This is a genomic window from Gluconobacter cerinus (assembly GCF_002723935.1).
Taxonomy (GTDB): Bacteria; Pseudomonadota; Alphaproteobacteria; order Acetobacterales; family Acetobacteraceae; genus Gluconobacter; species Gluconobacter cerinus.
Map to the genome: position 1 here is coordinate 131,840 of NZ_BEWM01000001.1, position 14,866 is coordinate 146,705.

The 14,866-nt window shown below is 58.1% G+C and carries 12 protein-coding genes; 8 read left to right on the forward strand and 4 right to left on the reverse strand.

Annotation, left to right across the window (positions count from 1 at the left end):
- Positions 1–19 precede the first annotated feature (19 nt).
- The 4 genes from GCE01_RS00600 (at position 20) to GCE01_RS00615 (ending at position 6,163) form a co-directional block, all read left to right on the forward strand.
- Positions 20–4,543 (forward strand): AAA family ATPase, encoded by a 4,524-nt coding sequence (locus GCE01_RS00600; protein ID WP_099210249.1) that lies wholly within the window; start codon positions 20–22, stop codon positions 4,541–4,543.
- Positions 4,544–4,656: 113 nt separating this feature from the next.
- Positions 4,657–5,343 (forward strand): metallophosphoesterase, encoded by a 687-nt coding sequence (locus tag GCE01_RS00605; RefSeq protein WP_099210252.1) that lies wholly within the window; start codon positions 4,657–4,659, stop codon positions 5,341–5,343.
- Entirely contained in the window at positions 5,333–5,647 is a 315-nt protein-coding gene (locus GCE01_RS00610; protein ID WP_046899577.1) for a chorismate mutase, read from the forward strand. Before GCE01_RS00605 ends, GCE01_RS00610 begins: the two co-directional genes overlap by 11 nt.
- Positions 5,648–6,163, forward strand: a complete 516-nt coding sequence (locus tag GCE01_RS00615; protein ID WP_099210254.1) for a SixA phosphatase family protein — start codon at positions 5,648–5,650, stop codon at positions 6,161–6,163.
- Positions 6,164–6,181: 18 nt separating this feature from the next.
- Here the strand turns inward: GCE01_RS00615 and GCE01_RS00620 are convergent, their stop codons facing one another.
- On the reverse strand, positions 6,182–7,927 hold the full coding sequence (locus GCE01_RS00620) for a Hint domain-containing protein (RefSeq protein WP_244591033.1): 1,746 nt from the start codon (positions 7,925–7,927) through the stop codon (positions 6,182–6,184).
- Positions 7,928–8,190: 263 nt separating this feature from the next.
- On the opposite strand from GCE01_RS00620, the gene GCE01_RS00625 reads away from it, so the two are divergent.
- A complete protein-coding gene (locus tag GCE01_RS00625) occupies positions 8,191–9,492 on the forward strand; it encodes a citrate synthase (protein ID WP_099210256.1) in 1,302 nt (433 codons plus the stop codon).
- Positions 9,493–9,516: 24 nt separating this feature from the next.
- Here the strand turns inward: GCE01_RS00625 and GCE01_RS00630 are convergent, their stop codons facing one another.
- Positions 9,517–9,753 carry a hypothetical protein gene (locus tag GCE01_RS00630; protein WP_046899580.1) on the reverse strand — a complete coding sequence of 79 codons (237 nt, stop codon included), beginning with the start codon at positions 9,751–9,753 and terminating at the stop codon, positions 9,517–9,519.
- 174 nt (positions 9,754–9,927) lie between these two features.
- Between GCE01_RS00630 and GCE01_RS00635 the strand changes: the two genes are divergently transcribed.
- Positions 9,928–10,674, forward strand: a complete 747-nt coding sequence (locus GCE01_RS00635; RefSeq protein ID WP_016737749.1) for an orotate phosphoribosyltransferase — start codon at positions 9,928–9,930, stop codon at positions 10,672–10,674.
- A 5-nt stretch (positions 10,675–10,679) separates the two neighbouring features.
- Complete coding sequence (gene murI, locus GCE01_RS00640; RefSeq protein ID WP_099210258.1) at positions 10,680–11,516, forward strand: glutamate racemase; 837 nt, start codon at positions 10,680–10,682, stop codon at positions 11,514–11,516.
- A 49-nt stretch (positions 11,517–11,565) separates the two neighbouring features.
- Here the strand turns inward: murI and GCE01_RS00645 are convergent, their stop codons facing one another.
- Positions 11,566–12,621 (reverse strand): polyprenyl synthetase family protein, encoded by a 1,056-nt coding sequence (locus GCE01_RS00645; RefSeq protein WP_086634068.1) that lies wholly within the window; start codon positions 12,619–12,621, stop codon positions 11,566–11,568.
- 312 nt (positions 12,622–12,933) lie between these two features.
- Between GCE01_RS00645 and GCE01_RS00650 the strand changes: the two genes are divergently transcribed.
- Complete coding sequence (locus tag GCE01_RS00650) at positions 12,934–13,608, forward strand: tRNA1(Val) (adenine(37)-N6)-methyltransferase (protein WP_244591034.1); 675 nt, start codon at positions 12,934–12,936, stop codon at positions 13,606–13,608.
- Positions 13,609–13,626: 18 nt separating this feature from the next.
- Here the strand turns inward: GCE01_RS00650 and GCE01_RS00655 are convergent, their stop codons facing one another.
- On the reverse strand, positions 13,627–14,652 hold the full coding sequence (locus tag GCE01_RS00655; RefSeq protein WP_046899852.1) for a ribonucleotide-diphosphate reductase subunit beta: 1,026 nt from the start codon (positions 14,650–14,652) through the stop codon (positions 13,627–13,629).
- Positions 14,653–14,866: the final 214 nt, after the last annotated feature.

A 14,866-nucleotide genomic window follows, 5' to 3' on the forward strand; every position in this document is an offset into this window, starting at 1 on the left:
GGGCGTTTCATAAACACCGATGTCAACTCACACCACGACGATCAGCCGCCTGACGATCGGCGGCTTCAAAAGCTTCGCCGATGAGGTGCGCGTTGACATCCTTCCGGGCCTGACGGGCATTATCGGCCCGAATGGCTGCGGCAAATCCAATGTCGTCGAAGGCCTGCGCTGGGCCATGGGTGAGACCTCCGCCCGCGCTCTCCGGGGCGGCGAGCTGGACGATCTGATCTTTGCAGGAACAGGCGCACGTTCCGCCCGGAACATCGCTCAGGTCACGCTCCATCTGACGGGCGCCAAGGGTCTTGCCCCTGCTCCGTTTCAGGATGCTGAAGACCTCGAAATCACCCGTCGTGCAGAGCGCGGTTCCGGCAGCGAATATCGCATCAATGGCCGCGTCATGCGTGCGCGTGACGTACAGACGCTTTTTGCCGATCTGGCGTCCGGTGCACGAAGCTCTGCCATCGTCAGTCAGAACCGTGTCGGTCAGCTTATCGCGGCCAAGCCGGAAGAGCGTCGCCTTCTGCTGGAAGAAGCCGCTGGCATCACCGGCCTTCATGCCCGCCGTCATGACGCGGAACTGAAACTCCGCCAGACCGAAACCAACCTCTCCCGAGCGGAAGATCTGCGCCTTCAGATTGAAGAACGCCTCGGCAGTCTCGAAGAACAGACCGTTCAGGCCCGGAAATATCGTGAGCTCTCCGAGAAGCTGCGTGAAGCCGAGATTCAGCTTCATGCCCTCCTGCACGCCCGCGCCAACCTCGCCGTACAACGCAGCAAAGATGATCTGGCCAAAGCCCGAGAGGCTCTTCGTAAAGCCGAGCAGGAAGCCAAACACGCGACTATCGCGGAGTTCGAAGCCCGCAAGGCCACGCCACAGGCCCGAGAAGAAACAGACCGCCTCCGCAGTGCTTTAGAGCGCCTGAAAGTGCAGTCCGAGACGGCACGGGTCGATGTCACGCGTGCAAGAGAAGCAGAGGCCGAAGCACTGGCGCGCTTCCAGCAGGCCGAAGCAGATTTTACCCGAAGCACGGAACGGCTCTCGCAGGATCGAGCCGCCCAGGCGGCCGCTCTTGCAGATCTGGAAGCGCAGGAAAAGGAACACGCTCAACTTCCTGAACAGCGCGCTCAAGCCACCGAAGAGCAGAACCGGCTCGCAGCACTTGAGCGAACGCAGGCAGCATCTCTGGAAGAAGCAGTCCGTCTGCGGGACGCAGAAGCGATCCGTCGCGATGGGCTGAAAAGCGCTCTTGATTCTCTGACAACGCGACTTGATGCTGAAACAGGCGCTCTTCAGGCACTTGAAGCAGAACTGACTACGCTGGAGAAAAATCGGCCGGACGATCATGCCCTGGAAAGCCTGCGCCAACAGGTCGATGTCGCCATCAATGAGGCTGAAGACGCCCGACAGATCGAAGCTGCTGCTCTCGCTACGCTTCAGGATGCGCGTCTGGCAATGGAATTGCAGGGCCGCACCCTCGAAGACGGACGGCAACGCCTGACGGTTCTGGAAAAGACCGAGGCGGATCTGAAGCGCCGCCTTCAGGCTGCGACAGACCGCCTGTCTCAAGACCGTACCGCTCATACCCAGACGGCAACCGCTCTTCTGACGGATGCAAAGCGCGCCGAGCTTCATGCTCAGAGGGAAAAGACCCTGCAGGCATTGGAAGATATTTCCGCTCAGGAACGCCTAGCGCGACAGGCTCTGGATGAGGCCAATAGCGCATGGCTGGAAGCACGCGCGAAGGCTGAGGAAGGCGTTCAGCGCCATAAGGGCCTTCTGCGTGCGAAAGACAACGCCCAGCAGGTCGCCAGCCAGGCTGCTCAACGCGCAGAAACGGCTCTTCGAGAACGGGATACCGCCGCGAAAGCTCTCGTACCAGACACTGACGTAGCAGTCCTTCGAGCAGCCGTCACGGATCTGGAAACGAGACTGGATGCTCTTCAAGGCGCTCTTTCGGAGGCCGAAAAGGCCCTTTCTTCCGCGTCCGAAGCGGAGAGCTCCACCCGTGACGCTCTGACCCGCACAGAAAGCACGATCCTGCGCGTTCGTTCGGAATGTGACGGGCTAGAACAGACACTTGCAGCCGTCGCCGCGCAGCCGGACCCGTTGGAAGACAGACTTGATATTCCGGCGGATCTGGCACGGGCCGTCGCTGCGGCATTGGCGGACGGGCTCGATGCCTCGCTCGCGCCCACGACCGTCGCAGCCGACCGTCGATGGCTTGCTCTCACAGCATTAGACAGCCCACGGATTGCTTCCTGCCCGCCCCTCTCGTCTCTGGTTGCAACTCCAGACGCTGTTAAACGCTGTCTGGACGCTGTTTTCCTGCTGGATGATCCCGGTAGAGGTGCCGCTCTTCAAACGCACCTCCAGCCCGGCCAGGCGCTTGTCTGCCGGAATGGCGCTCTGTGGAGATGGGACGGTTTCATTCGCTCTGGAGATGCTCCTGATGCCGGTGCTACCCGTCTGGAACAAAGGCAACGCCTGACACAGGCCCGCGCCCTTCTCGCTGAGCAGGAAAAGGGGCTTCCGGCCGTACAGAGCGCTTTCCAAGAAGCCCAGCGCACTCGCGTCGAAACGGAACAGACCTTGCAACGTCTTCGGTCGGAACGTTCGGGGCTGGAGCCTGAACTGAGCAAGGCCCGCACGCAGCTCTCGTCACGCGAACAGCAGGCTGCGCTGGCCAAAGGTCGATGGGACGAAGCAGAACGTCGTTTATCAGACGCAGAAGCCGCTGCGAAAAGCGCACGCTCGGACGCTGACAAAGCAGCGGCCGATTATGACGCTCATCCTTCTCCGGCAGCTCTGACTGACACGGCTGAACAGGCGGCTCAGGTCGTGGAGAAGGCTCGAACAGCTCTCACAGCATTGACGCGGGATCTCCAGACAGCCCGGACAGAGGCTGAACAGGCTGATCGCACGTTGGACCAGGCCGTTCTGCGTCATGAAACGGCGCAGACACGCCTTCAGGAACTGGAAGAGGCACTGAAAAGGCTGGAGCGGGACATTGATGCTCTTCAAACAGAACTTGAAGCCACACGAACTGCCACAAACCGGCCGGATCTTCCGGATCTAGAGCGCCGTGACGCGGTCGCCCGTCAGCAGCATCAGGATGCCCGGCAGAAACTTGAAGCCGCGAGCAAGACCACGAGCGATCTCCGCAAGAAAGCGGATCGCTTTTCTGCCGAATTGCAAACCCTGGACCAATCCGCAACGGCAGCCCTCGCCCGACGCACGGCACTTGCTCCACGTGCGGCGGAGCTCAAAGCGCTCGTCGACAAGCTCACAAAGGACCATCAGGCACAGGACGCTGCCATTGCAGAGCGTCCAGACCCGGCGCTTCTGGAACAAAACGTACTAGGTGGCACTGCGGAACTGCAAGAAACCCGGAAGGCGCTTCAGGCGGTTCAAGAGAGCCTGTCTCGTCTTGCGCTGGAAGATATGCGCCTGAACGGAAGCATCGCGGCGCTCAGAGGACGACTATCCGACCTTGAGGGACAGATTTCTCTGGCCGTTCAATCCCATGCGGAACTGGAAGAGCGCCGGCACACGCTGGAAAACGCTTGGAATAAAGCAGCCCATAGTCCTGTTCGCCTCGAAGCTGCCTTGAAGCAGCAGGATCTGGATCTCGATAAGGCTCAAGCGGCCTATGATGAAGCCCGCGCCAAAGACGAAGCCACCGATCAGGCTGGTCAGGCTGCGCAGGAGCGTCGTCGGGAAGCTGATCTGGCCCTGTCCTCCGCACGCGAAGCCATTGCCCGCCACACGGAACGTGCTGAACAGGCCGTGGCAGCGCGTGAGCGTCTATTGACGGAAAGCGACCCGCCAGAAGGCGGCGTTTATCCGTCTGATCTGTCCGAGCAGGCTGAAACGTCCACGCGCCGTCGTCTTTCTCGCCTTACCCGTGAGCGGGATGATCTCGGGGCCGTCAATCTGCGGGCCGAGACGGAATATCAGGACGCCAAGCAAACTGCCGAAACCATCGCCCGCGAGCATGAAGAACTCACGGCGGCCATCAATCGGCTACGTGGCGGCATCGGAACCATCAACCGCGAAGGGCGCGAAAGGCTTCTGGCCGTTTTCACGGAAGTGGACCGGCATTTTCAGTCGCTGTTCTCACGAATGTTCGGAGGCGGTCGCGCACATCTGGGTATGGTCGGCAGTGATGATCCGCTGGAAGCTGGTCTGGAAATTTTTGCCCAACCGCCGGGGAAGAAGCTCTCCACCCTGTCCTTGCTGTCCGGCGGCGAACAGGCTCTGACAGCACTATCTCTCATCTTTGCGACGTTCCGCTGTAACCCTGCGCCAATCTGTGTGCTCGATGAAGTGGATGCTCCGCTCGATGATGCCAACGTGGAACGCTTCTGTTCCCTGTTGACCGATATGACCAAGGAAGCGGGCACGCGCTTCCTTGTTGTGACCCATCATCAGCTCACCATGGCGCATATGGACAGGCTTTATGGTGTTACGATGCAGGAACGTGGTGTAAGCCGGGTATTGTCGGTTGATCTGGGGCGTGCTGCCGCTCTTGTCGAAGGCTGAAGTCTTTTTTCTTCAATCGAAAATTGACGTTAAGGCGTTGAAGCCTTTTGATAGACAAAACGCCTTGAAAGACCGAACCCATTTTCGTCGAACCACCTCTCCCCGCCCCAATCATGACGCGAATCCGTGAACACGGTCTTCGTGTGGTGGGAGACGTGCACGGTGATCTCAACGCTTTCCGTCACGCGACAGCGACGGAGCGTTTCATCATCCAGCTCGGGGATCTGGTGGATCATGGGCCGGACAGCGCAGGTGTGATGGAGCTCATGCTCGACCTGCTTGAAAGCCAGCGTGGCCTCTTCATTCTCGGCAATCATGACCGGAAGCTCGGTCGTGCCCTGGAAGGGCGGCGTCTGCGCCGAGACCCACCCCTTGAAGAAACGCTGCGCCAATTTGCGCTTCCCGAGTACGAAGGGCTTCAGCAGCGCACTTATGACGCCATTGCGGCGGCCCCGACATGGCTCCAGCTTGGCCGCGCGCTGTTCGTACACGGCGGCTTCCATACAGCGATGCTCTCAGAACCCGCAGTCCCGGGTCTGGGCGAAATGTCCGCGCCCCTGTCCCGCGCCCTTTTTGGCGAAACCACCGGCCGCATGCAGCCGGACGGATATCCCGAACGCCGACTGACCTGGATCAACCGCATTCCGGACGGAATGACGGTCTATGTCGGCCATGACCGCCGCTCGACTGACGGACGCCCTTGGCGCCGGACGGGGCGTCTTGGCGGCACGGCTGTCTTCACGGATCTGGGCGCAGGAAAAGGCGGCCACCTTGCATGGATCGATATCAATGACTTCTGACAGCTCTTCCGCCCTCGCAGAACTTGAGCGCCTGCGTGCCAGCATCGACAATATCGACGCCGCCCTGATTCATATGCTGGCAGAGCGGTTCCGCTGCACCAAGGCTGTTGGCGAACTCAAGGCGCGTTCCAGCCTGCCCGCCGCAGACCCTAATCGGGAAGCCCGGCAAATCGAACGCCTGCGCCAGTTGGCACGAGACGCGCATCTGGACCCCGATTTTGCTGAAAAATTTCTCGCATTTGTCATTCGTGAGGTCATTCGCCACCACGAAGCCATCGCTGCCCAAGCCAACGGTACCCACTGAATGACCGAACGCCTGCTCCTCATCCTGCGGCATGCTGAAGCAGGCCCGCACCTTTATTCAGGATCGGGTGATATTGAGCGGCCACTGACACCAATGGGCCATCAACAGGCGGCCAGAATTGGTGCCCAGCTTGCAAAGCTGGAGTTACCGGGGCCTGTTCACGTGCTTTGCAGCCCTGCACGCCGAACACGGGAAACGGCAGAGGGCGTGCTCTCCGCTCTTCCAGACGCGACTGTTCCGCAGCTTGAGAGCAACCTCTATGGGGCTGGCCTCGACACGCTTTATGGCTTCATTCACGCCACACCAGAAGATATCCGGACGCTACTCCTGATTGGGCACAACCCGGCCATAGGAACACTGGCTCACGACCTTGCTGGGCCGGCTCTTCAGAGTGATACTTTTGCGGCTCTGAGGCATGGTTACGCACCCGCAACCTTAACCGTTTTTCAGACACAGGAAGACTGGATGAATATCCGGCTTTCCAGTGTCAGAGCCAGTCAGGTTCTTACCCCCTGACTGGCGTACCAGACTCGCTCAGGCGCAAAGAAGACTGATGCGTTTTTCAGCGGTCTGAGGTTTTACATAGGGGCCAGCCTCAAGAATTTCGATTTCCAGAACACCGGCGTCAGTGTCCGACCGCGCCCCGAGTGCGAGAAGAGCATTGCCATTCGTCCAACGGATTCCTGATGGATCTGCTGGATACCATCCCTCAGCATCTGCGGGCTGGCGCGCCATAAGTTCTTGCATTCCATCTCCATCCCAAAGACGGATCGTGCGCGTCAAAACGCCGAGCATCCGGCGGTCATCCAGATAGGGACCAACCGAATCACACAGCCGAGACGCGCGTGACACCAGACGAACCGTGCGCGCACCCGTCGGAAGTGAAAAGAGGAGCCTTCCTCCGACCTGACGCATAGGAGCAATATGTTGCCCCGAACGTGTTTCGAGATGGAGATCATGTTCACCCGTGGTCTCAGATTCAGATGCCACGTTCAGGCCAAGCTGTTCAGAGCGCTGAGCCAAACGAGCATGAACAGGCTCTACGACTGCCCGATCCGTCACCAGTGGTGCAGAAGCGTCGTCCTCCCAGCTTTTTGCAACAGTCGAGAAGTGAGCAATGCTTCCTGGCTGAGCAAAGCTGTTGCGATTTCCTGTGTCGAGATAGCTCTCTGTCGTCAGACCGTTCGCCACAATCACATCATGGCTGGCTGTCTCGACATGGTAGTAGTCATAGGACGTGATGTCAGTTGCGTAGGCAATGCTGCCACCATTCACGAGCATACGCACAGGAATGAAAACACCATTGAGATAAAGGCAATGCTCTGGCGTCAACAGCAGATCCGTATGAGGAACGCGCTCAGACACGGCCCCTTTGCAGATGCGGACCGGATAGCCAGCTTCATCCAGATGCGGCCCTTTACGAATCTGTGCTTTCTTGCGTCCCACCCAATTCAGACGTTCAACCTGCTCGGTGCCGTCCCGGATGACCACAACTTCGTCCCCGGCACGCAAATCTTCAACAACGACCTCACCACTCGGTGTCTGGATAAGGCTTCCTCCAAGAAAGCAGACCGGGCCTAGCGAAGCGATTGTTGAACCGTCATCATCTTTCGTCAGGGTCACACCATTGCTGCTGTAATCGCCCTGCATCCGCGTGGAATAAACGACATTTCCACCAGAAGTGACGTTCAGATAATAAGCGCCCCCACTACTGACAAAGGTCGCTGTTTCCCCGTCTGAATAGCTCAGTCCATCCAGGTCAATCCGTCCGCCTGACGACAGGATCGTCTCGGTCAGGATGCCCCCGCTTTGCAGCGTCAGGACAGCGCCCGACGAAATAACGGTCGTATCTGCAACCGCTCCGGATGCAACGTAGAACGACGCTCCACTGCGAACTTCAGCATGGTCAACAATCGAGCCAGACAGAGCCGAGAGGGTAGCGCCGGGGTTCAGCTGTGTGTGGGTCAACTTCCCGCCCGAAGACGTAAGCTGCATTCCCCCGCTGCTGACAGCTACATTGTAGGCATGACCGCCGTTCGTAACAGCCTGGAGCCCCCCGGACAAAACAGTCGCGTTGTAGGAAGTACCTGCGGACCCAACTGTCAGGGTTCCACCGTTGCTGATGGTCAGAAAACGATCTTCCCCTTCGTTAGAAACAGCACCACCGCTCACAACGGTCACCCTTTGAATAGAGCCACCATTTTCAACGGTCAGAATGTTACCCTCTCCGCTGACGGTACCCCCGGAGACTGCCTGACCTGAAGAAACTATCTGAGACATGAAGATCCTGTTTTGACGGAAAAGGAAATCGCAGATTTTCTAAACCTGACGACGTGAAGAGCGCGGGTTGTAGCCGAAACGCATTCAAAAACACAATTTTATTAACAAAAACTTTAAGGCGCGCAGTTTCACGGCGGTTTTTAGGTTTTTCCGCTTTTTTTGAGACCATCGACGGCCTGACAGATGGTGTCTCTGGACAGGGAAAACCCCTACGCCCTAGACTTTAGTCCTTTCCGTCACTCTGCCAGACAGGCGCCTGTTCCATGCACGATCCAAAGTCCGAAACTGCTACTCTTCATGCTGGCGGCGCTTCCATGCAGGCGCCTCTCCTGAAAGGCACCATGGGGCCGGACGTCGCAGACCTGCGTGGAATCCAACAGAATCTGGGTATTTTTTCCTTTGATCCGGGCCTGACGGGAACGGCAACCTGCACCAGCAAGATCACATTCATTGATGGCGATGCAGGAACGCTTCTTCACCGCGGCTATCCCATTGAAGACCTCGCCCTGAATGCAAGCTTCACGGAAACAGCCTACCTGCTGCTTTACGGAGAACTGCCGACCACCCCGCAGTATCAGGCGTTTCAAGCTGACATGAATACCCATCGGCTGCTCAATGAGCAGATCCGCAATTTTTTCAACGGTTTCCGCCGCGATGCCCACCCGATGGCTATTCTGTGCGGGACTGTTGGTGCGCTGTCCGCGTTTTATCATGATGGTCTGGATATTTCACAGGCAGAAGACCGGGATCTCTCTGCCCGCAGGCTGATTGCCAAAGTGCCGACCATTGCAGCCTGGGCTTACAAATATTCCATCGGTGAGCCTTTCATCTATCCAGATGAAGAGATGTCGTTCTCCGAGAATTTTCTGCACATGCTTTTTGCCCGCCCGGGCAATCACTACCGGGTCAATCCGGTTCTGGCGCGCGCCATGGACCGTATCCTGCTCCTGCACGCCGATCATGAGCAGAACGCATCAACCACGACCGTTCGACTTGTTGGTTCTACCGGCGCGAACCCTTACGCCTGCATCTCGGCCGGTATTGCTGCGCTCTGGGGACCGGCTCATGGGGGAGCCAACGAAGCAGCATTGAACATGCTTCAGTCTATCGGAACACGTGAGGGCATCCCTTCTTTCCTGGAGCAGGTTAAAGATAAAAATTCCAGCGTTCGTCTGATGGGCTTTGGCCATCGCGTCTACAAGAATTTTGATCCTCGCGCGAAAATCCTACAGGCGACGTGCCATGAAGTAATTTCCGAGCTTGGCCTGGAGCGCGATCCGCTGCTCGACCTGGCCAAGGAACTGGAAAGAGTGGCCACAGAAGACGATTATTTCGTCAGCCGTAAGCTCTATCCGAATGTGGATTTCTACTCAGGCCTGATCCTGAAAGCTCTCGGGATTCCGACAAGCATGTTCACTGTTCTCTTCGCGGTTGCGCGGACAGTGGGCTGGGTCAGCCAATGGAAAGAAATGATTGAAGATCCGGCCGGGCGGATTACGCGCCCTCGCCAGCTTTATGTAGGGGAAACAAAGCGAGAGTTTGTTTCCATGAGTGACCGGGGCTGAAAGGCCCCTGTCACACGGGCTGGATTAGCAATCACAGCCCGGAGTCTGGCCATCAGCCTTGCGGACAACGTGATGGTCGATCCATTCCGCAACAAGGCGGCGTGCTTCCGTGATGGAAGATTCAGGATGATGGATGCGGTAAAGCGTCGTGCATGCAGCAAAGGCCTGCATGTCCGGCTGACCGACCTCACGCAGTTCCTGATAGGCTGTGACAACAGCACGTTCGCATTTCCGGCCGATCCGGCTGGTTTCGATGCTCACTTTTGATCCTGCTTCAGAAGAGGAAAAACGGTCTTACTCCTTAGGGGGCAAGGCCTGACTGCGCAAGCATAGATTGGGTCTCCCTATAACAGCAACAAGTGCGTACGAATTTGGCACTACCCTTTGTGTCTTGTGGCCGGTAAACCACAGAAAACGACGTCAGTGGAGAGCAGCATGACACAACATGGAGAGAGCCCGATCGCGGGTCGCACCCAGTGGGACCGGGACGCAGCCCTGACCACCGCCCGCATCCTTCTGGAGATCAAGGCCGTCAACTTCCGTCCGGAAGAGCCTTACACCCTGACGTCAGGCTGGAAGTCCCCGGTCTATATCGACTGCCGCAAGATCATCTTCTTCCCCCGCGCCCGGACCAAGATCATGGAACTGGCCGTCGAGAAGATCGGCCGCCACATCGGCTATGAAAGCATCGATGCGGTTGTCGGCGGCGAGACAGCAGGTATTCCGTTCGCTGCGTGGATCGCGGACCGCATGATGACGCCGATGGCGTATGTCCGCAAAAAGCCGAAGGGCTTTGGCCGTAATGCGCAGATCGAAGGTGATGTGCCCGATGGCATGCGCACCCTGCTGGTCGAAGACCTGACGACGGATGGCGCGTCCAAAATCCGATTCGCCAATGCCCTGCGCGATGCGGGCGCCATCGTGAACCACACCTTCGTCGTATTCTTTTACGGTGTCTTCCCAGGCGCCCACAAAACGCTGGCAGACATGGACATCTCCCTGCACGCGCTGTGCACCTGGTGGGATGTGCTCGAAGCCTGTGCAGGCGGCGATTATTTCTCTGAAAAGGACAGTGCCGAGGTTCGTCGCTTCCTTGAAGATCCCTGTGGCTGGTCCCGCAAGCACGGCGGTGTTGGCAGCGCCGAAGAAGCGCTGGCGCTTAAGGCTAAAGCAGAAGGCTGACGCCCGTGGGCTCTCCTGCCCTTTTGTCCCGATGCCTTGTTTTTGACTCGGGCATCGGGGGGATGGGTGTCGTTCAGGCTCTGCGCGACATCCTCCCCGCCCTCACGATCGACTATCTGGCTGACACCGCGCTGTTTCCATATGGGGAACAACCTGATGACCGCCTGACCGGCCGCATTGTCAGCCTGCTCGAAGCAGCCTGCCGTGATGTTCAGCCAGACATTCTGGTGATTGCCTGCAACACGGCGAGCACCATTGCGTTGCCGGCGCTCCGGGAACGTCTCTCCATCCCCGTTGTTGGATGCGTCCCCCCTATCCGCTGGGCTGGGCGTATTTCCACAACCCGGACCGTTGGCCTGCTGTCTACGTCAGCAACAGCTCGGCGCCCCTATGTACTGGAACTGCATCGAGAGTTTGCCTCAGATTGTCGTCTCATCACCCATGGTGCGCGCGGACTGGCCGATCTGGCCGAACGCGCCTTTCTGGGCGATGTCATTCCAGATGCAGACGTCGAACGCGAACTGACGTGCCTGTTCGAACAGCCTCATGGCGAGGACATCGATACCGTCGGGCTTGGCTGCACGCATTACACGTTCCTGATGCCAGCGTTTCAACGCCTTGCACATCCCAACCTGAACTGGCTTGACCCAGCACCAGCCGTCGCCCGACAAGTGCGGACTGTGCTTGAAACCCTAGCACCCATCACAACAGACAAAGTTTCAGCCCCGCCCCGGCTTTTCATGACAAGCGCACCATTCAATGCGCCACGCCTGGAAGCTGCCGTAAGCCGTTTAGGTTTTTCGGAATGGTCTCTTTTCAGCCCGCTCGCACTGACAGCCTGAAAGCAAGGTCTGCGCCAGCCCTGAGCGGACTGGCGCAAAACAGAGCTTTTTAGCGGGCCCGGTTCACCGTGAACTGAACCGTCTCAATCAGAAGGCGACGCAGTTCGCTATCTGGGAAAATGGACAGGGCTTCAACAGCCGCATCTGCGTAGACCTGCGCTCGGGCGATCGTCGTATTGATCGCACCTGTTTTCGCAATCAGGTTCAGAGCGTGAGGCAGATCTTCCTCAGTCTGCTCACCCTCCCCAATGACGCGCTCCCAGAACACACGCTCTTCCGGTGAGCCAGCCTCATAGGCGGCCAGGACCGGCAGGGTGATCTTGCCTTCCCGCATGTCATCGCCAACGGTCTTGCCCAGAACCTGCTGGTCCGCGGCATAATCGAGAGCATCATCAACAAGCTGGAACGCCATACCAAGATTGGTGCCAAACTGCTCCAGAGCATCCTCTTCGGCATCCGGACGCTCGGCCACAACAGCACCGACGCGGCAGGCCGCCGCAAACAGTGCGGCCGTCTTGCCGTGAATGACTTCGAGATACCGCTCAACAGGCGTCGTGAGATCGTTCTGCACAACCATCTGAAGGACTTCGCCTTCAGCAATCGTTGCAGACGCATCTGACAGGATCGCCATGACCTTCAGGGAGCCGTCTGCCGTCATAAGCTGGAACGAACGGGCGAACAGGAAGTCCCCCACCAGAACAGACGCCTTATTGCCGAACACGGCATTAGCCGAAGCCAGACCGCGACGCAGCGTGCTCTCGTCCACCACATCATCATGCAGCAGAGTTGCGGTGTGAATGAACTCCACGCAGGCTGCGAGCCCGACATGACGCTGATGGTCAGGGCCTGGCTGATAACCACACAACCGTGCTGAAGCGAGCGTCAGAAGGGGACGAAGGCGCTTGCCGCCAGCAGCCACCAGGTGAGCGCCAAGCTGCGGGATCAGGGGGACAGGGCTCTCCATCCGCGCGATAATGGCGCGGTTGCAAGCCAGCATGTCCTCTTCGAGATAGGCTGACAGCGCTGACAGTGCGCTTTCGCCACCTGTACCCTGAACCACAGCTTTATCAACGGTCACGGCAGCATCCGGTGCGGCAGAATCCAAGGGTCTTTACTCCAGTTCCTGCACACTATCCCAGGACTGCCCAGGACCGTGCAGGCACGATATGATGTGGCGTATCCCTGCTCGTTCTTCCTGTCTGGAAAAGCGACCAGGCCATATTAACGCCGGACGACAGGTTGGAATGACCATATGAGCGGCAGCAGGAAGGTGGTCAACCCATTGCAGCCCCCTAAGGCCCATCTGAAGAGCACTTCCCCCCTTTCTGAAAACGAAAGGGACGGAACATTGCTCAACGGACGACTCCACTACCGACAATTTCGAAAGGGCTATCGTACGGGGCTTGAGCCCGTCCTGATGGCGGCAGCGGTCCCTGCACGAGCCGGAGAGACCATTCTGGAGGCAGGATGCGGTGCAGGCGCAGGCTTGCTATGCCTTGCAGCACGGGTTGCTGGCGTGAGCGGCATTGGGCTAGAGGCCGATGCGGATACAGTACAATTGGCAGCTCACAATTTCCTGAACAACCCGTTTCCAGACTCGCGAACATCGCTTTCGGCTCTTCAGGCCGTGCTCCCGACAATCCCATCATCCTTGCGAGTTCTGGCTCCGACAGCCAACGGTCGCTTCCATCACGTGATGGCCAATCCTCCTTGGCACAGCGCGCATGGTACGCCCTCCCCCGACGAACGACGGCGACTAGCCCTCAGCGCAGAAAACACCGACCCACAGGCGTGGATCCGCAGCCTCACCCGCTGGGTTCTACCCGGTGGAACACTGACGTTCATCATATCCGCAGCGATCACGGACAGAGCCTGCCACACGCTTTTGGAAAACGGGTGCGGTTCACTCCAGCTCTACCCCTTCTGGCCCAAACAGGGACGGGAAGCGAAACTGGTGCTAATCCAGGCCATCCACGGCGGCAAAGGCATCTTTCGCCTGCGTCCGGGACTGGTTTTACATGAAGAGGATGGCCGCTTTACCGATGCGGCCGAACGGGTTCTGCGACGGGGAGAAAGCCTGTCCGAAAGCTGACTCTCCCCTATCCCCAGATTATTCGAAGACGCTGCCTTCGAAGGCTTCTTCCCAGGTGCCGGACGTAGAGGCACGGGAGTATTCCGTAGAGCGGTTTTCGAAGAAGTTGGCATGCTCAACAGCGTTCAACATGTCATCAATCCACGGGAGCGGATTTTCTTCCTCACCATAAACCGGATCAAGACCAAGCTGCGTCAGACGACGATCCGCAATAAAGCGGATGTAACGCTTGACGTCTTCCGAGGACATTCCTTCAACCGGGCCCATTTCAAAGGCCAGATCAATGAACGCGTCTTCATGCTCAACGGTCGTGCGGCAGATTTCCTTCAGTTCTTCACGGAAATCTTCCGTCCACAGTTCCGGATTCTCACGAATGAACGTGCGGAACAGACGGATCATGGACAGGCAGTGCAGCGTTTCATCACGCACGGACCAAGAGACAATCTGCCCCATGCCCTTGAGCTTGTTGAAGCGCGGGAAGTTCAGCAGGATCGCGAACGATGCGAAAAGCTGAAGCCCTTCCATGAAGGCCCCGAAGGCCGCCATGGTCTTCGCGATCTCACGCTTGTTGTCGATGTTAAACGACTGCATGAAATCGTATTTGTCCTTCATCTCCTTATACTTCAGGAAGGCCGAATACTCTGTTTCGGGCATCCCGATGGTGTCGAGAAGATGGGAATAGGCCGCAATGTGGATCGTCTCGATGTTCGAGAACGACGACAGCATCATCAGCACTTCAGTCGGCTTGAAGACCTGGCTGTAATATTTCATATACGCGGAATTCACTTCCACGTCCGCCTGCGTGAAGAAGCGGAAGATCTGCGTCACGAGATGCTGCTCGGCTTCCGTCAACGTACGGTGCCAATCCTTCACGTCATCAGCCAGCGGCACTTCTTCCGGGAGCCAGTGAACGCGCTGCTGGGTTAGCCAGGCATCATAGGCCCACGGGTAGCGAAACGGTTTGTACACCGGGTTCGCAGTCATCAGGTCATAATGCTGCTCGGTCGCTGGCGTTTCGCCAGCATTCGGGGTCGTGTTGCTCATGACCTTACTTTCCTCAAAGACACGTTCTTCCTGTGGCCGCGTTTCATCCGATCCGGACAAGACAGACACGTGAAAATTCGTGTTTTTCAATACCTTAGTCCGACTGAAGACCATTGCAGGGGCGCAGCGACGCACAACCCAGGTCATCCAGAATCATTCTGAGGCAGATCATAACGTCCGACGCTGCATCAGTCGACAATCCATTCGCTTGTGG